This window comes from Streptomyces pacificus, assembly GCF_011766325.1.
In the GTDB taxonomy this organism is placed as follows: domain Bacteria; phylum Actinomycetota; class Actinomycetes; order Streptomycetales; family Streptomycetaceae; genus Streptomyces; species Streptomyces pacificus.
The window spans coordinates 432,105-449,270 of record NZ_BLLG01000001.1 but is presented as its reverse complement, the minus strand read 5'-3'; the positions used below and the strand labels follow the sequence as shown (position 1 = coordinate 449,270).

The 17,166-nt window shown below is 72.9% G+C and carries 15 protein-coding genes; 2 read left to right on the top strand and 13 right to left on the bottom strand.

The window, feature by feature from the left end:
* Window positions 1-16: 16 nt before the first annotated feature.
* The 3 genes from bla to leuA all read right to left on the bottom strand — a co-directional run bounded on the left by bla (window position 17) and on the right by leuA (window position 4,387).
* Complete coding sequence (gene bla, locus SCWH03_RS01835) at window positions 17-985, bottom strand: class A beta-lactamase (RefSeq protein WP_173260881.1); 969 nt, start codon at window positions 983-985, stop codon at window positions 17-19.
* 741 nt (window positions 986-1,726) lie between these two features.
* Entirely contained in the window at window positions 1,727-2,446 is a 720-nt protein-coding gene (locus SCWH03_RS01830; protein ID WP_173260879.1) for a TerB family tellurite resistance protein, read from the bottom strand.
* Window positions 2,447-2,617: 171 nt separating this feature from the next.
* Entirely contained in the window at window positions 2,618-4,387 is a 1,770-nt protein-coding gene (gene leuA / locus SCWH03_RS01825; protein WP_173260877.1) for a 2-isopropylmalate synthase, read from the bottom strand.
* 321 nt (window positions 4,388-4,708) lie between these two features.
* On the opposite strand from leuA, the gene SCWH03_RS01820 reads away from it, so the two are divergent.
* Window positions 4,709-5,797: a M4 family metallopeptidase gene (locus tag SCWH03_RS01820; RefSeq protein WP_254076495.1), complete on the top strand. Its 1,089-nt coding sequence runs from the start codon at window positions 4,709-4,711 to the stop codon at window positions 5,795-5,797.
* 116 nt (window positions 5,798-5,913) lie between these two features.
* Window positions 5,914-6,180, top strand: coding sequence for a protealysin inhibitor emfourin (locus SCWH03_RS01815; RefSeq protein WP_173260875.1), 267 nt, complete (start codon window positions 5,914-5,916; stop codon window positions 6,178-6,180).
* 211 nt (window positions 6,181-6,391) lie between these two features.
* Here the strand turns inward: SCWH03_RS01815 and era are convergent, their stop codons facing one another.
* The 10 genes from era to SCWH03_RS01765 form a co-directional block, all read right to left on the bottom strand.
* Window positions 6,392-7,348 carry a GTPase Era gene (era, locus tag SCWH03_RS01810; protein WP_173260873.1) on the bottom strand — a complete coding sequence of 319 codons (957 nt, stop codon included), beginning with the start codon at window positions 7,346-7,348 and terminating at the stop codon, window positions 6,392-6,394.
* A 352-nt stretch (window positions 7,349-7,700) separates the two neighbouring features.
* The gene (locus tag SCWH03_RS01805; protein WP_371872591.1) at window positions 7,701-8,759 is read right to left on the bottom strand and encodes a WxL protein peptidoglycan domain-containing protein; all 1,059 of its coding nucleotides are present in this window, start codon (window positions 8,757-8,759) and stop codon (window positions 7,701-7,703) included.
* A gap of 59 nt (window positions 8,760-8,818) precedes the next feature.
* On the bottom strand, window positions 8,819-10,156 hold the full coding sequence (locus SCWH03_RS01800; RefSeq protein WP_173260871.1) for a WxL domain-containing protein: 1,338 nt from the start codon (window positions 10,154-10,156) through the stop codon (window positions 8,819-8,821).
* A 334-nt stretch (window positions 10,157-10,490) separates the two neighbouring features.
* Window positions 10,491-10,844, bottom strand: a complete 354-nt coding sequence (locus tag SCWH03_RS01795) for a cytidine deaminase-like protein (RefSeq protein ID WP_173260869.1) — start codon at window positions 10,842-10,844, stop codon at window positions 10,491-10,493.
* A gap of 203 nt (window positions 10,845-11,047) precedes the next feature.
* A complete protein-coding gene (locus SCWH03_RS01790) occupies window positions 11,048-11,401 on the bottom strand; it encodes an MmcQ/YjbR family DNA-binding protein (RefSeq protein WP_173261398.1) in 354 nt (117 codons plus the stop codon).
* 8 nt (window positions 11,402-11,409) lie between these two features.
* Window positions 11,410-12,678, bottom strand: coding sequence for a hemolysin family protein (locus tag SCWH03_RS01785; protein WP_173260867.1), 1,269 nt, complete (start codon window positions 12,676-12,678; stop codon window positions 11,410-11,412).
* Window positions 12,675-13,172, bottom strand: coding sequence for an rRNA maturation RNase YbeY (gene ybeY, locus SCWH03_RS01780; RefSeq protein WP_173261396.1), 498 nt, complete (start codon window positions 13,170-13,172; stop codon window positions 12,675-12,677). The genes SCWH03_RS01785 and ybeY overlap by 4 nt, the downstream gene beginning before the upstream one ends.
* A gap of 14 nt (window positions 13,173-13,186) precedes the next feature.
* Window positions 13,187-14,218, bottom strand: a complete 1,032-nt coding sequence (locus SCWH03_RS01775; protein ID WP_173260865.1) for a PhoH family protein — start codon at window positions 14,216-14,218, stop codon at window positions 13,187-13,189.
* Window positions 14,219-14,621: 403 nt separating this feature from the next.
* Window positions 14,622-15,731: a carbohydrate kinase family protein gene (locus SCWH03_RS01770; RefSeq protein ID WP_173260863.1), complete on the bottom strand. Its 1,110-nt coding sequence runs from the start codon at window positions 15,729-15,731 to the stop codon at window positions 14,622-14,624.
* A gap of 426 nt (window positions 15,732-16,157) precedes the next feature.
* A complete protein-coding gene (locus tag SCWH03_RS01765; RefSeq protein WP_173260861.1) occupies window positions 16,158-17,159 on the bottom strand; it encodes an adenosine deaminase in 1,002 nt (333 codons plus the stop codon).
* Window positions 17,160-17,166 lie beyond the last annotated feature (7 nt).

Genomic DNA, 17,166 nt, shown 5'->3' with positions numbered 1-17,166 from the left:
CGCCGGGCGGAGGCTGTCAGCCGAGTTCGTCGGCGAGCAGTTGGGCCGTGCGGGCGACCAGTTCGTTGTCGGGGGCGGCATCGGGTTGCGGCTTGGTCGTCAGGACGGCGAGGACGACGGGGGAACCGTCGGGGGTCCAGGCGATACCGACATCGTTGTTCGTGCCGTATGCGCCGGCGCCCGTCTTGTCCCCCAGGGTCCAGTCGTCGGGGAGTCCCGCGCGCAGGCGCAGCGTCCCGGTGGTGTTGTTCAGCAGCCATCCGGTCAGCCGCTGCCGGTCCGGGCCGGCGAGTGCGTCGCCGAGGACGAGCCGGGAGTAGGTCTCGGCGATGTGCCGCGGATCGGTGGTGTCCTCGGCACGCCAGGGCTCGGCCGAGTTCAGCCCGGGCTCCCATCGGTCGAGCCGGGTGACGTCGTCCCCGAGGGAGCGGCAGAAGCCGGTGACGGCGGAGGGGCCGCCGAGTTCGCGCAGCAGGAGGTTGGCCGCGGCGTTGTCGCTGTAGCGGATCGCGGCGTCGCAGAGCTCTTCCACGGTCATGCCGTTGGCGAGGTTCTCCGCACGGCCGGTGATGACGGCGTAGCCGGACTCCTCGGTGTCCTGCTCGGTGTAGTGGATGCGCTTGCCGAGGAACTCGCCGTTGCGGTCGAGGTCCCTGAGGACGGCCGCGACGGCCGGTGTCTTGAACACCGAGCACATGGGGAAGAGTTCGTCGGCGCGGTGGGCCACGGTCCTGCCCGTCCTGGTGTTGCGCGCGAAGACTCCGAGCCGGGCGGAGTGCGTCCGCTCGAGTTCGCTGAGACGGAGGGAGATCCCGTCGGTTCGGGACCTGCCGTGCCGGTCGGCGCCGTGCGGTCCGCCGGCGGATGGCCCGTCCCGTCGCTCCGTGGCCGCCACCGCGGCCGAGGGCAGGCTCGCGGCCAGTGCGGCCGCCGCACCGGCGGTGAGCAGTGTGCGGCGGGTCCGTTGGGCCCGTGAGGTTTCCAAGGTCGTGCTTTCCTCTCGTCTGCGGCGCCCCGGCCCGCATGCGGCCGGGTACCGCTGCGTTCCGCGGTCGCCTCCGGCCGCGTGGCACCCCTCCTCCGAGCGGTGCCGTCGCCCCCGGTGCGTGCGTGCTGACTGACTGGCTGGCTGGCTGCTTCTGCCTCTGTCTGCCCCGGTGCCTGCTCCCCCCCTCGTGCCCGTGCGTCTGCGTCTGCGTCTGCATCGCGAACCTCCGGGCCCGCGGTGCTGCCGGTCCACGGCCTGTCGACCGGGCGCGCGGCCGCTGTCCGGCCCCGCGCCCGGCTCCGGCGGAGGCATCCGCCGACGCCTGTGGGCCGGTGACGATCACTGTCCAGGACGACGGGCCGGCCCGATCGGTTCCGGGTGCCCGTCTGCCGCCCGTCCGGCCGTCCTTCCCCACCGCTCCCCCGCCGGCCTCGGGGCCGGAGGGCGCCGAGGGCCGTCGAGGGCCGCCGAGGGCCGCCGGCAGGTCCGTGCCGCTCGCGCCCGCGTCCACACGTTCCCGGGCACTCTGCCCACGCGGAGCTCCCTCCCGACCGGGCCGGGCGTACGGTCTTCCGTGCGGCGACGGAGACGGCGACGGAGATCCGGCCGGTCGGCAGCCGTCGTGCACCGCGCGGCCGGACGTACGCCGCACGGCCGGGATGCCGATCGGCGCCGGTTGTCCGGCTGGACGGCGTACGTGCCGAGAGGCCGGGGACCGGGGCCGGGATGCCCCTACGGCTACGGGGACGGCGTGCGGGCGGCGGCGAGCAGGCGTGCCGTGTCGTCGGCGCACAGCTGCAGCGCGCTGCCGACCGTGGTCAGTACCTCCCGCTCCGCCGGGGTGTAGGGCCCGTCGGCGAGGGCGATGCCCGCGCCCTGCAGCAGGATCGACTCGCGGCCGGCCGGGGCCAGATGCGGGGTGAGCGGCTCCAGCGCCTCGTGGAGTTCGATGGCGAGGGCCGCGCCGCAGGGTCCCGCGTCGGCGATGAAGCGGCCGGTGTCGGCGGCGAGTGCCTCCACCAGGGCCGTCAGCTGGTCCTCGGTGCAGTCGCTGATCCCGGCGGCACGGACCGCGGCGACCGCGGTCCGCCGGACCGGGCGGGCGGAGGTTCCCCCGGCGGCGAGGACGGCGAGCGCGACGGTGTGCACGGCGTCGCGGAGCATCGCGGAGAAGCGGCCGGTGGTGGGGTGGTCCAGGGCGTCGGTGCCGAAGTGGCTGTGGCAGGCGGTGCATTCGACGACCGGACCGGCGTGTCCGCGCGGGAGGACGGGGACCCCGAGGACGGTGAAGCGGCGACGGCCGGTGCGGCGGCGGTAGTTGCGGTCCCCTCCGCATTCGGGGCAGAAGAACTCGCCGTCGCCGACCGTGGTCCACGAGGTGCGCGTCCCGAAGACACGAAGTCCACGATAGCCGTGGATGGGCGGTTTCCGGCCGCTCTGTCCGCGGGCTGGCAGCACGTCGCACCTCCGTGACCCTCCGGCAACATTGCCGCGTTGACGTGATGTTAGCCACATCGCGGAGGTGGCGTCAGTATCCGGACGCCACATCACCCGGACATGGCCGAACCCCGCCCCTGTGCGGGTGGCGGGGTTCGGCGGGCCGCGGGAGGCCCCGAGGGGCCGGGGGCGTCAGCGGCAGGCGCGGTTGACGGCCGAGACGAGTGCCTTCAGCGAGGCGCGGGTGGTGTTGGCGTCGATGCCGATACCCCACAGGACCTTGCCGTCGATGGCGCATTCGATGTAGGAGGCAGCCTGTGCGGAGGCGCCCTCGCTCATGGTGTGCTCCTGGTAGTCCAGGACGCGCGCGTCGACTCCGATCGAGTTCAGGGCGTCGACGAAGGCGGAGATGGGGCCGTTGCCGCTGCCGTTCAGCACCGTGTCGCGGCCGTCCACGACCGCGTCGACGGTGAGGGTGTCGGTGCCGTCGGTGTCGGAGGTGGTCTGGCCGGAGCGCAGTCGGACGCGGCCCCAGGGGGCGGCCGGGTTGGGCAGGTACTCGTCCTGGAAGACGGACCAGATCTCCTTCGGGGTGACCTCGCCGCCCTCGGCGTCGGTCTTGGCCTGAATGATGCGGGAGAACTCGATCTGCATCCTGCGGGGCAGGTCGAGCTTGTGGTCGTTCTTCAGCACATAGGCGATGCCGCCCTTGCCGGACTGCGAGTTGACGCGGATGACCGCCTCGTAGGAACGACCCACGTCCTTGGGGTCGATCGGCAGGTAGGGGACGGCCCACGGGATGTCGTCGGTCGTCACGCCGGGCCCCTGGGCGGCCGCGTCGGCCTCCATGGCGTCGAAGCCCTTCTTGATGGCGTCCTGGTGGGAGCCGGAGAAGGCGGTGTAGACGAGGTCGCCCGCGTAGGGGTGGCGCGGGTGGACTTCCATCTGGTTGCAGTACTCGCTGGTGCGGCGGATCTCGTCGATCTGCGAGAAGTCGATCTGCGGGTCGACGCCCTGGGAGAACAGGTTCATGCCCAGGGTGACCAGGTCGACGTTGCCGGTGCGCTCCCCCTGGCCGAACAGGCAGCCCTCGATGCGGTCGGCGCCCGCCATGATCGCCAGTTCGGCCGCGGCCACGGCGGTTCCGCGGTCGTTGTGCGGGTGGACGGAGAGGCACACGTACTCGCGGCGGGTCAGCCGCCGGGACATCCACTCGAAGCGGTCCGCATGGGTGGAGGGCGTCGAACGCTCCACGGTGGCGGGCAGATTCAGGATGATCTCCCGATGGGGGCCGGGCTGCCAGACGTCGCAGACCGCCTCGCATACCTCCAGGGCGAAGTCCAGCTCGGTGTCGGTGAAGATCTCCGGACTGTACTGGTAACCGAAGACGGTCTCGTCGCCCAGCAGTTTGTCGGCGTACTCCATCACCAGCCGGGTACCGTCGACGGCGATCTGCCTGACGTCGTCCCTGGAGCCGCGGAAGACGACGCGGCGGAACATGGGGGCGGTCGCGTTGTACAGGTGGACGGTGGCGCGCCCGGCACCGACGATCGACTCGACGGTGCGCTCGATCAGGTCTTCGCGGGCCTGGGTCAGAACGGAGATCGTCACGTCGTCCGGGATCGCCCCCTCCTCGATGATCGAGCGCACGAACGCGAAGTCCGTCTCGCCGGAGGAGGGGAAGCCGACCTCGATCTCCTTGTAGCCCAGCCGGACGAGCAGGTCGAACATCTCCCGCTTGCGGGCCGGCGACATCGGGTCGATCAGGGCCTGGTTGCCGTCCCGCAGGTCGGTGGACAGCCATCGCGGGGCCTTGGTGATCCGCCGGTCGGGCCAGCTGCGGTCCGGGATGTCCACGGCCTCGTAGGGGCCGTACTTGTGGACCGGCATGCCGGACCGCTTCTGGGTGTGCGTGGCATTGGTGATCGGCGTGGGACGGTCGTTCCACTGCGACTGCGACATGGCGTCGGGCTCCTCGGGGTCCTGCGGGCTGGGATCCCCCGCGCCCTGGGGCGGGGGTAGGAGGCCGACTGTCAACGCAGCACCAGACGCCGCGGGGAGGGGGTCGGCCTACGACTACAGGCCCTCGCCGCGGCGGCTAAGAAGAAGCAGCCCGAAACGCATGATGCGGATGAGCCTAGCGGAGCCCGGGCCCGGGCACCGGCCCCGTTTCAGTATGCGGGACGATCGAACAGCAACGCCCGGATATGACAGATCACTCTATTTGATCCGTCATCGTGGCAACCGGTGACAACTGCACGGCGCAGTGCCACATTGCCGGACATGGACTCCTTCATGCCCGCTTCCCGCCTCATGCCCGTCTCCCGCCCCATGCCCGTCTTCTGCGGCATCGTGCCGCCGCATCTGCTCGACCGGCTGGCCCGTGCCGGTGACCCGGCCGTCGCCGCTGCGGCCCGTCGAACACTGGTGGCGGACGCCGCGCACCGCACCGGCCGCCGCCTCACCACCGTCACCGGCGCCCCTCCCCCGGCCCAGGAGGTCGTCCCCGGCCCGCAGCGCACCCTGTACGACGCCGGGAACAGGACCGTGCTGCCCGGCACACGGGTGCGCTCCGAAGGCGACGGGCCCGTCCGGGACGCCACCGTCAACCGCGCGTACGCCGGCCTCGGCGCGACGTTCGAGCTGCTGCTGACGGCGTACGGCCACGACTCGATCGACGGCGCAGGGCTGCCGCTCGACGCCACCGTGCACTACGGCGAGGACTACGGCAACGCGTTCTGGAACGGCGAGCAGATGGTCTTCGGCGACGGTGACGGCGAGATCTTCCTCGACTTCACCGGGCCGGTCGACGTCATCGCCCACGAACTGGCGCACGGCTTCACCCAGCACTCGGCGAACCTCGCCTACTTCGGCCAGCCCGGTGCGCTGAACGAGTCGGTGTCGGACGTCTTCGGCTCCCTGGTGAAGCAGTACACGCTGGGCCAGACCGCGGACCGGGCCGACTGGCTCATCGGTGCCGGGCTGCTGGCCCCCGGGGTCGGCGGGGTGGCGCTGCGGTCGATGAAGGCGCCGGGCACGGCGTACGACGACGACGTCCTCGGCAAGGACCCCCAGCCTGCGACGATGGCCGACTATGTCCGCACCGGCCGGGACAACGGCGGTGTCCACATCAACTCGGGCATCCCCAACCACGCCTTCCACCTGCTCGCCGTCCAGCTGGGCGGCAAGGCGTGGGAGCGGGCCGGCCGGATCTGGTACGACACGATGACCTCGGGAGGGCTGCGGGCCGACGCGTCGTTCACCGACTTCGCCGGGGAGACGGTCGCGGCGGCCACGGCGCGCTACGGCAGAGGCGAGGAGCGCGAGGCCGTGGTCAAGGCGTGGTCCCAGGTCGGTGTGCGCGCCGAGTGAGGTCGACGTGCCCGGCCGCGGGATCCGGTGCACCCGCCGACCCCGACCGGTATACGCCCGCCGACCCGGACCGGTACGCCTGCCGGCCGACCGCGATCCGTACTAGAACAGGAGGCATGCGCATCCAGGTACGACGCACGGGCGGGTTCGCCGGCATCGAGCGGGTCCGCGCGATGGACACCTCGGGGCGGCCCGACGCCCAGGAGTGGCACGCCCTGGCCGAGCAGGCGATGAGGGACGGCCGGGACAGCCCGCCGGCGGGGGTGCCGGACGGCTTCCGGTATCAGCTCACGGTCGACGGCAGGACGGTGTACTGCGCGGACCCGCGGCTGTCCGAGGCGCAGCGGAAGCTGATCACCCGGCTGCTGAAGGAAGGCGCCTGAGGCGCGGCAGGAACGGCGGCCAGGAGGCCCTAAGGCCCGGGAGCAGTTGCCGCCACGCCGGGGGCCGGGCCCCGATCCGGTGCGTGCCGGCCGGGACCCTGCGGTCTGCCCCACCCGGACGGGGCCGGGCCGGCGGCTGCCGAGCCGGGGCTGGTGGCCACCGGACGGGGCCGGGCCGGCCCCCACCCGCGGGGTGCCACCGGCACCCTGGTCAGAAGCCCAGCCTGCGCAGCTGCCTCGGGTCCCGCTGCCAGTCCTTGGCGACCTTGACGTGCAGATCGAGGAAGACCGGCGTGCCGAGGAGCGCCTCGATGTGCTTGCGGGACTTGGTCCCGACCTCCTTGAGGCGGCTGCCCTTGGGGCCGATGACGATGCCCTTCTGGCTGGGCCGCTCGATGTAGACGTTGGCGTGGATGTCGAGCAGCGGCCGGTCCGCCGGGCGTCCCTCGCGCGGCAGCATCTCCTCGACCACCACCGCGATCGAGTGGGGCAGCTCGTCGCGTACGCCCTCCAGCGCCGCCTCCCGGATCAGCTCGGCGACCATGACCTGTTCCGGCTCGTCCGTGAGGTCGCCCTCCGGGTAGAGCGGGGGGCTCTCGGGGAGCAGCGGGACGAGGAGGTCGCCGAGCAGGGTGACCTGCCGGTCGCCGACGGCCGACACCGGGACGATCTCCGCCCACTCGATGCCCAGCTCGCTGCCCAGGCGGTCGACGGCGAGGAGCTGCTCGGCCAGGGCCTTGGAGTCGACGAGGTCGGTTTTGGTGACGATCGCCACCTTGGGGGTCTTTCTGATCCCGGCCAGTTCCTTGGCGATGAAGCGGTCGCCGGGGCCGATCTTCTGGTCGGCGGGCAGGCAGAAGCCGATCACGTCGACCTCGGCCCAGGTGGTGCGCACGATGTCGTTCAGCCGCTCGCCGAGCAGAGTGCGCGGCTTGTGCAGGCCGGGGGTGTCCACGAGGACGAGCTGGGCGTTCAGGTCGGGCCGGTGGACGATGCCGCGGACGGTGTGCCGGGTGGTCTGGGGCCGGGTCGAGGTGATGGCCACCTTCTGGCCCACCAGAGCGTTCGTGAGGGTGGACTTGCCCGCGTTGGGGCGGCCGACGAAGCAGGCGAAGCCGGCGCGGTGCGGGGCCTCGGATCCGGGGGTGTGAACGCTCATGCGGGCCATTCTCCCCGATCCGCGGGGCGTGGACGTACCAGATGCCCGGCGGGGCGGACCGGGGCGACCGCCGGGGGGGGGCGAGTATGCCCCGGGGCCCCGGGGCCCGGCCCGTACGGGACGCCCCCGGGCCCCGCCCCGGCGGCGTTCGCGCGCCGCCCCTGGGCCGGCGCGCGGTGGCGGGCGGCAGGCCGCTTGGGCGAGCGCACCCGCCGGCCGCACGTGGCCGGGGCGTCCCCCGCCTTCCCGGCGCCGTCCCGCACCCGCCCCGTACCGCCGCGGCGGCTCGTTTCCGCGAGCCCGCGCGCCCCGGCGGGAGGACGGGGGACGGGGCGGGCGGGGACGGCCGGAAGGGCGGGCGTCAGCCTCCCCGTACGGCCCGGCGCCGTGCCCGGAGCCACAGCCGCAGGAGCGCCCCGGCACCGGCGGTGGCCAGGGCGGCCGCGAGCAGCCAGGGCACGGCGAGAAAGGACACCGCGCCGGATCCGGTGACGTCGCCCGCAGCCGCGGTGAGGGTCACTTCGCCCCGGTCGAGCTGCGGGGCTCCGGCCCAGTCCGCGGTGAGCCGGATCTTCTGCCGGGGCAGCAGTTCGCCGGGGACTCCGGTCAGCTCCCGGGCCAGCAGGGTGCGGCCGAAGAGGCCCTCTGCACGCAGGGTGACCTTCGGGTCGAGGGTGACGTTGCCGCGGTTGTGCAGTGTGTACGAGATCAGGGCGCTGCTGTCGCCGGTACCCGGCACCAGGGGTTTGTCCGCGCTGTAGCGGACGTCCTCGACGGCGAGCGCGGGCACGGCCGGCCCGTTCACGCGGAGGTGGACGCGGGCGCCGACGGCCCGCTGGATGCCGACGCCCACGGCTCCCCCGGGCCCGGCGGCGACGCGTTCGTCGAGGGCGACCAGCGCCCCCGGGTGGTCTCCGGGTTCTGCGTCCTCGGGGACGGTCAGGGTGTAGGGGACGGTGACGGAGGAGCGGGCGGGCACGGTCACCCTGTCGCGGTCAGGCTCGGCCCAGGCGCCGACCCCGCGCTGCCTCTCCTGGCGGGTGCGGACGGCGAAGCCGCCGTCCCTGGGGGTGTTGTGGGCGTCCGCCGCATACAGCAGGAACGTCATCGGCGCGGTGGTCTTGTTGGTCACGGTGACGCTGTCGGTGAGCGTGGTGCCCGGATCGGCGGAGAGGTAGAAGTACGGGCGGCGGCCCGGTCCTGAGGCCGCGGGTTCGACGGACCACTCACCGTTGTCGGCCGCGGGAGCGGCGGGGGCCCCGGGAGCGGCGGGGGCCCCGGGAGCGGCGTGCAGGAGCGCGGCCAGCGCGAGGAGGGTCGCAAGCAGCGGGAGGAGAGGTGCGGGCCGCGGAAGGACGCGTGCAGGCTCCCGCAGCAGGAGCACGGAGCGCCGAAGGCCGGGCGCGGGCAGTCTTCGCACGGGTGCGGTCCTCCGGGTCGGGCGGGCCGGCCGGGTGCGCGCCCGGCCCGCGGTGGGTGTCAGGTGAGGGTGAGGGTCAGTACGCCGGAGTAGGCGCCGGGGGCGGTGAACGCCGGCACGTCCAGCGAAACCTCCGCTCCCGCGGTGAACTCGCCGCCGCTGAGGGCCGCGTCGGGCGTGGACGCCAGGGTGGCGCCTGCGGTGCCCACGACGCCGGCGGAGCCCGCCGCGCAGGTGCTCGGGCTGCCGGCCTCGGTGGTGCAGGCGGGTGTCCAGCTCAGCCGGCCGGCGTCGATCTTCCCGCCGGGGCCGGTGAAGTCGGTGACCTTGCCGGTCAGGGACCAGCCGGCGGGCCCACCGCGGAAGTCCTTGACGGTCACCGTGTGGAGGTCCCCGGTGGCGGCGCCGCCCTTGCCGAAGTCGACGGACGTCAGCCGGACGGTGTCACCGGCCTGCGTCATGGACAGGGTGCCTGCCGTGATCGCCGTGGAGAGCTTCTGGCTGTCCGGGGGGACGGGGGTGTCGTCGACGACGGTGTACGCCGCCGGGCCCGCGCCCTTGGCGTCGTTCCACACGGTGCCCTCGTAGGCGACGACCCCGGTGGTGGCCTTGTCGGCGACCGCCAGCCGCGTGGAGAAGGTGCCCGTCGCGCTCGCCTTGACGGTCACCCTGTCCCCGGTCTCGGCCGGGCCGGCCCGGCCGGCGACGGTGACGTCCGCGAGCGGGGTGAACTTCGCACCGGTGACGGTCACCTCGTCGCCCGGTCCCCCGGAGGCCGTACCGAGTTGGATGGACCGTTCGTTGGCGCCGGGTTGCTCGGTGGCGACGATCGTCCGCGAGACGGGCGCGGGCGGGTCCGTCACCGTGCAGGGCGTGTCCAACTCCATGATGTAGCTGGTGTGGATGTTGTAGTCGCCCGGGGAGAGAGTGATCGAGCCGGGCGCGGTGACCGTGAAGGTGCCGGTCATGGAGAACGGCGGGAACGGTGCCTTGCCGGGGACGGGCGGGTTCTTCTTCGGCCCGGCGACGCTGACGCTGCCGGACTGGGCACCGCCGAGGGCCACTGTGCCGGTGGGGGTCATGATGTCGGCGGGCAGGGCGAGGTCGACGGGGTTGCCCGCGGCGGGCTTGGCGACCGTGTAGGTGACGGTGACCTCGTCGCCCACTCTCGGCGCGGCGTTGTCGACGGTGATCTCGCCCGTGGTCGTGCCGTTGATGGGCGGGAGGCCGGAGATCGGCGGAGGGATGCAGCGCGTCGGGAAGTCGACCGCCTGGGCCGTCCCCGTCTGGGCCGCGGCGGAGGGCGCGAGGAACCCGCCGCCGGTGGCCATGAGCGCGCTCACCCCCAGCAGCGCCGTCCAGCGGCGTCTTCGTGGTGTGGATGGCAGGGATGCCATGCGCTTCCCCCTTCGCTCTGCCTCAACTGGGTGGCCGTCATTGACGGGGCGGGGAGAGGAGAAGTCAAGGGAATCCGGACACATCGACTGATGGCCCATCAGTTGATGTCATCGTCCCGGCCGTCACGGGCGCGGGAACGGCAGTCGGCGGGTCTGCGCACCTCACGGCCGGGCGCCGCGGCTCGCGGGGGAGCGGCGGCACGACCGCCCGGCCCGGTCCGCACGGGTCCGGCCCTGTCGATGCGGCGGCCGAAAGCAGCCGGAAGCCGTCAGGTGCGCGCGGGGAGGGGGAGGGACGGGGAGGGGCCGGTGTCCGGATGTGCTGAAGGGCGCGTCAGCCCGCCGGCTGGGTCGCCCGGAGCACACCGTCGGGCCCGGCGAGCAGCACCGGCGTACCGGGGCCCCCGAGGTCCCGGACGGCGGCGCGGTCGGCGTCGGCGACGGAATCGGCGTCGGTGACGACCGCCGCGGCCTCCAGTGAGGTGGCGCCGCTGGCCACGGCCATGGCGACCGCCGTCTGAAGAGCGGTCAGCCGCAGCGATTCAAGCGCCACCGTGCCCGCGACGTAGGTGCGCCCCGTCTCGTCCCGCACCGCCGCGCCCTCGGGAACGCCGTTGCGGGCGCGGGCGCTGCGCGCCAGCGTAATGATCTTGCGGTCTTCGGGGGCGGGTCCGGGGCTGTCGGTCATGGGACGAGCATAGTCCGCGGCACGGACCCGCCCGGCGGGCGGCCGGCACCGGGCGCACAGCCGGGCCCAGGTGGAACCCACGACGGAAGCCAGATGGGGCGGTGCGGGGGGCGCGGGGTGTCCGCAGCCGAACCCCGCGGGGGTGCGGGCCGGCCGCGGAGGGTGAGGCCGGCCGCCGGGCGCAGGGGTTCCGGCGGACGGCCTCAGGGGCGGTCGAGGCGGAGCCGCCGCTCCTTCGGCAGGCCGGCGACGACGAGGTCGTAGGAGTCCTCGATGAGCTCCCGGACCATCCGGGCCGGGAGCTCCCCCACCGTGACGGTGTTCCAGTGGCGCTTGTTGAGGTGGTAGCCGGGGACGATCGCCGGGTAGTCCGCGCGCAGCCGGACCGCTTCGTCCGGGTCGCACTTCAGCGACACCGCCAGCGGGACGGCCGCCAGGGCGGACAGGGCGAACACCTTCCCTGCGACCTTGAAGACCGAGACATCGGGACCGAACGGGAAGTCCTCCACCGCGGCGTTCTGCTCCAGGCAGAACTCCCTCAGCCCGCGGGGCGTCAGCGGGCCGCTCACGCCGGTTCCACGAGCACGGTGACGATCTTGTTCCGGCGGCCGGCGGGCGACTCCGCGGTCAGCCGCAGGACGCGGCCGTCCGGGAGGTCGACCTGGACGCTGGCACCGGCGATGGGAACCCGGCCGAGGGACTTGGCCAGCAGTCCGCCGACGGTCTCCACGTCCTCGTCGTCGTAGGCGTCGAGGCCGAACAGCTCGCCGAGGTCGCCGATGTCGAGCCGGGCGGTCACGCGGTAGCGCGAGTCGCCGAGTTCCTGCACGGGCGGCAGCTCCCGGTCGTACTCGTCGGTGATCTCGCCGACGATCTCCTCCAGGATGTCCTCGATCGTGACGATTCCGGCGGTGCCGCCGTACTCGTCGATGACGACGGCGACGTGGTTGCGCTCCTGCTGCATCTCGCGCAGCAGATCGCCCGCGTTCTTGGTGTCGGGCACGAAGGCCGCCGGACGCATGGCCGTGGAGACCAGCTCGGTCTCCGCACCCCTGTTGATATGGGTCTTGCGGACCAGGTCCTTCAGATACACGATCCCGACGACGTCGTCCTCGTTCTCCCCCGTGACCGGGATGCGGGAGAAGCCTGAGCGCAGGGCGAGGGTGAGCGCCTGACGGATGGTCTTGTACCGCTCGATGGCCACGAGGTCCGTCCGCGGGACCATCACCTCCCGGACGAGGGTGTCTCCGAGCTCGAAGACGGAGTGCACCATCTTCCGCTCCTCGGCCTCGATCAGGGACTCCTGCTCGGCGAGGTCGACCATCGCGCGCAGTTCGGCCTCGCTGGCGAACGGGCCCTTGCGGAAGCCCTTGCCCGGCGTCAGCGCGTTGCCGATGAGGATGAGCAGCTGCGGGATCGGGCCCATGATCCGGGCCAGCGGCAGCAGGACGTACGCGGCGGCCGTCGCCGTGTTGAGCGGGTGCTGGCGGCCGATGGTGCGCGGGGAGACGCCGACGGCGACATAGGAGACGAGGACCATCACGGCGATGGCGACGGTCAGCGCCTGCCAGGTCTTGTCGAACTCCTGCAGGCAGGCGTAGGTGACCAGGGCCCCGGCCGCCATCTCGCAGGCGACCCGCACGAGCAGCGCGACATTGAGGTAGCGCGTGGGGTCGGAGGCGACCTGGGCCAGGCGGGCGGCGCCGCGCCGCCCGGACCGCAGCGCCTCGGCGGCACGGAAACCGGACACACGGGCGATGCCGGCCTCGGCGCAGGCCGCGAGCCAGGCGACGACGACCAGGGCGACGGCCCCGATGACAAGCGGGACGCTCATGAGACGGTCGGCGCCGGCGACGGTCCGGTCAGGCCCTTCTCCGCCCTCCAGCCGTCGACGATCGCCGCCTGCAGACCGAACATCTCGGCGCGCTCGTCGGCCTCCTCGTGGTCGTACCCGAGGAGGTGGAGGACCCCGTGGACGGTGAGCAGCCGGAGCTCCTCGTCCATGGAGTGGCGGGTCGGCGCCTCCTCGCCCTGCTTCTTCGCGACCTCGGGGCAGAGCACGATGTCGCCGAGGAGCCCCTCGGGGGGCTCCTCGTCGTCCTTGGCGGGCGGACGCAGTTCGTCCATGGGAAAGGACATGACATCCGTGGGCCCTGGCAGGTCCATCCACTGGATGTGGAGCTGCTCCATGGCCTCGGCGTCCACGACGATCACCGAGAGTTCGGAGAGCGGGTGGATGCGCATCCGCGCGAGCGCGTAGCGGGCGATGTCGAGGATCGCCTGCTCGTCGACCTCGATGCCGGACTCGTTGTTGACGTCGATCGACATGGTGCTGACCGGTTTCACTTCCCGTTGCTGCCGTTGCCGCCGCTGCGGCTGTCGTACTGCTCGTAGGCGTCGACGATACGGCCCACCAGCTTGTGCCGGACGACATCCCGCGATGTCAGCAGGGAGAAGTGCACGTCCGGGACGCCGTCCAGGATCTCCCGGACCTGGCGCAGACCGCTCTTGGTCCCGCCGGGCAGGTCGACCTGGGTGACGTCACCGGTGATCACGATCTTCGAGTCGAAGCCGAGACGCGTCAGGAACATCTTCATCTGCTCGGGGTTCGTGTTCTGCGCCTCGTCGAGGATGATGAAGGCGTCGTTGAGCGTGCGGCCGCGCATATACGCCAGCGGCGCCACCTCGATCGTGCCCGCGGCCATCAGGCGCGGGATCGAGTCCGGGTCGATCATGTCGTGCAGAGCGTCGTACAGCGGCCGCAGATACGGGTCGATCTTCTCGTAGAGCGTGCCGGGCAGGAAGCCCAGCCGCTCGCCCGCCTCGACCGCGGGCCGGGTGAGGATGATCCGGTTGACCTGCTTGGACTGCAGCGCCTGCACGGCCTTGGCCATCGCCAGATACGTCTTGCCGGTACCGGCGGGTCCGATACCGAAGACGACCGTGTGCTTGTCGATGGCGTCGACGTAGCGCTTCTGGTTGAGCGTCTTGGGGCGGATCGTGCGGCCGCGGCTGGAGAGGATGTTCTGGGTGAGTACCTCGGACGGGGTCTCGAGCGCCGGGCCTCCGTCCTCCCCGCGCAGCATGGCGATCGAGCGCTCCACCGCGTCCTCCGTCATCGGCTGCCCGGTGCGGAGCACCAGCATCATCTCGTCGAAAAGGCGCTGGACCAGCGCGACGTGCCGCTCGTCACCGACCGCACTGATCACATTGCCGCGGACATGGATGTCCACGGCCGGAAACGCCTTCTCGATCACGCGCAGCAGAGAGTCGCCTGATCCGAGCACGGTCACCATGGGGTGCTTCGCGGGGACGGTGAAATGGGCTCGTGCCCGCCCGGGCGCGAGGGTCTGGTCTGTGGGTGTCTGAGTCATGGGCCGGCTCTCTGGCCTGCGCGTACCTCCCGTTACCGGGTTCTCGCTGCTCGACAACCCCTGGGGTACCAGCGTACGACCCCGCACGGACAGTGCCTAAGCGCTTTTCCGCACCCCGGACGACCGCCTCCCCGGATCCCCTGCTCAGGGCTCCCCGCCTCCGGGGGCTCGGAGCGGCGGGACCGGGCAGTCCTGCGGCGCGGATCGGTGCGGGGCGGCTCGGTGCGGGCTGGGGCCGGGGTGGGAGGGGCCGGGGCCGGGGAAGAAGACGGGGACGGGAGCAGAGTTGCGCACGCAGGTCGGTACGGCGGCGTGGACCGGTACGGGACCGCGCCGCGGGGCGGACACGGGAGCGGGGGGGGCGGAACGGGTCGAGAACGGGAACGCCGGGTCTCCTGCGGTGTCAGGCCGACCGCCGGAAGCCGATCGTCGGGAGCGCGCGGCGCAGCGGCCAGGGGCGGTCGGGGGCGGGAAGGAGCCCGGCCAGGAAGGCGTAGCGGGCGAGCGCCTCGGGCTCCTGTCCCTCGCAGCCCCGGACGTACTGCCACCACGCCGCCACCTCGGTCCAGCCCGGTGCCGACAGCGAGCCGCCGAACTCCTGCACGGACAGCGCCGCGGTCAGGCCGGCGAAAGCGAGCCGGTCCGCGAGCGGCCAGCCGGCGAGGGTGCCGGTGACGAAGCCCGCCATGAAGACGTCGCCGGCACCGGTGGGATCCAGCACCTCGACCCCGATGGCCGGGACCTCGGCCGACTCTCCCGATGCGCCGTCCACGGCGTACGCGCCGTCGGAGCCCAGCGTGACGACCGCGAGGGGCACCTTCCCGGCCAGCACCCGGGCGGCCGCGCGGGGGCAGTCGGTACGGGTGTAGCGCATCGCCTCCTCCGCGTTGGGCAGGAACGCCTCGCACAGGTCCAGGTCGTGCAGGGCACGCAGATCCCATCGGCCGGACTCGTCCCAGCCGACATCGGCGAAGATCCGGGCGCCCCGGCCGGCGGCCTCCGCGATCCAGGGCTCGAGGCGGCCCGGCGCGAGCGAGGCGACGGCGGCCCTGGCCCGGGGCGCTGCCGCGGGGGCGGTCTCGGACAGGGGGGCCTCATGGCCGTGCGACACCATCGTGCGCTCGCCCTCGTACGCCATGGAGACCGTCACCGGGGAGTGCCATCCGGGCACGGTCCGCGACTGCGACAGGTCGATACCCTCGCCCTGCTCCAGGGCGTCCCGGCAGTAGTCGCCGTAGAAGTCGTCGCCGAAGGCCGCGGCCAGGGAGGTGCGCAGGCCGAGCCGCGCCAGTGCGGTGGCCATGTTCGCGACGCCGCCCGGGCTCTGGCCCATCCCCCGCGCCCAGGTCTCGGTTCCGCGTACCGGAGCGGTGTCGAGCCCGGTCAGGACGATGTCGAGGAAGACCGTGCCGGTGAGGAACACATCCCAGGGCGGGTCCCCGGCGGCGCGCAGGGCGGCCAACGGGTCGATGTGCGCGGTGTGTTGCTGTTGCACTCCGTCGGTCGTGATCACGGTGGCTCCCGGATTGCCGTGCGGCGCGGGCAAAGAGCGGTCCGCATCATGACAGTGTGCCCGATCCGGGCCCGCGCACGGCCCGCACGGCATGTGCCGCCGGGAGGATTCACCGCTGCCCTGCGAGGTGTTCGCGGGGCCCCGGGCCGGGGCCCCGCGCAGCCCACGCACGCCCTTCCCCTGAAGCCGGGGACCTTCGGGGCCCACGCCCGGCCTCCTGGGCCCGGGGCGGCGGTGCGGCCCTTGGGAAGCACCCCGCCGCCCCGGCCGCGCGCGTCCGGACCCGGCGCCGGGCAGAACGGCCACCGGTGCGCCCGGGCGCCGGCGGTGCAGGCGGTGCAGGCGGTGCAGGCGGTGCAGGCGTCGGGCCGGCCGATGCGGGATCAGCGCGGCCGGGCCCGCTCTCGCACTCGGCGGCCCCCGGAGTCACTCCCGGTCGAAGTCGTAGTCGGCGACCTCGGCGAGACAGCGCTCACGGCGTGCCTCGTCCTGGTCCAGAAAGGCCGCGCGGAAGGAGTTGCGGGCCAGTTCCCGCAGTTGCTCCTGGGTCAGGCCGAGCGCCTCGCGCACCGCGTGGAAGGTGTCGCCGACGTAGCCGGCGAAATAGGCGGGGTCGTCGGAGTTCACCGTGACCAGCAGACCGGCGTCCATCATGGCCCGCAGCGGATGCTCCTCCAGGGTGTCCACGGCCCTCAGGCGGACGTTGGAGAGCGGGCAGAGGGTGAGCGGGATGTGCTCGCGTGCCAGCCGATCGACCAGTTCGGGATCCTCGAGGGACCGCAGTCCGTGGTCGATCCGTTCGACGCCGAGGACGTCCAGCGCCTCGCGGACGTACCCCGGCGGCCCCTCCTCCCCGGCGTGGGCGACCTTCCGCAGACCGAGGGACCCGGCCGCCGCGTACACCTCGCGGAACTTCGACGGCGGGTGGCCCGCCTCGGCGGAGTCGAGACCGACCCCGGTGATGTGGTGCAGATAGGGCTTCGCGGCCTCGAGCACCTCCATCGCGGACTCGGCCGACCGGTCCCGCAGGAAGCACATGATGAGCCGGGTGGACACACCGTGCCGCTCCTCGGCGCGGTCCAGCGCGTGCGCGAGACCCTCCACGACCGTGCCGAGGGGGACGCCGCGTTCCATGTGGGCCTGCGGGTCGAAGGAGATCTCGGCGTGCCGTACCCCCTGGGCCGCGGCCCGCACCAGATAGGCGTCGGCGAGTTCGGTGAAGTCGTCCGCGGTGCGCAGGACGGCCGTCATCGCGTGGTACAGGTCCAGGAAGGACTCGAGATCGCTGAACAGATGCGCCCTGCGCAGGTCTTCGATGCCGTCGTAGGGCAGCTCGACGCCGTTGCGCTCGGCCAGGGTGAAGGCGAGTTCGGGTTCGAGGGTGCCCTCGATGTGCAGATGCAGTTCGGCCTTGGGGATCAGTGACATCGGGTGC

Coding starts and splice junctions, on each gene's coding strand:
- SCWH03_RS01775 (WP_173260865.1), bottom strand. CDS start 14,218: ATGACTCAGACACCCACAGACCAGACCCTCGCGCCCGGGCGGGCACGA.
- SCWH03_RS01785 (WP_173260867.1), bottom strand. CDS start 12,678: ATGAGCGTCCCGCTTGTCATCGGGGCCGTCGCCCTGGTCGTCGTCGCC.
- ybeY (WP_173261396.1), bottom strand. CDS start 13,172: ATGTCGATCGACGTCAACAACGAGTCCGGCATCGAGGTCGACGAGCAG.
- SCWH03_RS01815 (WP_173260875.1), top strand. CDS start 5,914: ATGCGCATCCAGGTACGACGCACGGGCGGGTTCGCCGGCATCGAGCGG.
- SCWH03_RS01765 (WP_173260861.1), bottom strand. CDS start 17,159: ATGTCACTGATCCCCAAGGCCGAACTGCATCTGCACATCGAGGGCACC.
- leuA (WP_173260877.1), bottom strand. CDS start 4,387: ATGTCGCAGTCGCAGTGGAACGACCGTCCCACGCCGATCACCAATGCC.
- era (WP_173260873.1), bottom strand. CDS start 7,348: ATGGCCCGCATGAGCGTTCACACCCCCGGATCCGAGGCCCCGCACCGC.
- SCWH03_RS01820 (WP_254076495.1), top strand. CDS start 4,709: ATGGACTCCTTCATGCCCGCTTCCCGCCTCATGCCCGTCTCCCGCCCC.
- SCWH03_RS01795 (WP_173260869.1), bottom strand. CDS start 10,844: ATGACCGACAGCCCCGGACCCGCCCCCGAAGACCGCAAGATCATTACG.
- SCWH03_RS01800 (WP_173260871.1), bottom strand. CDS start 10,156: ATGGCATCCCTGCCATCCACACCACGAAGACGCCGCTGGACGGCGCTG.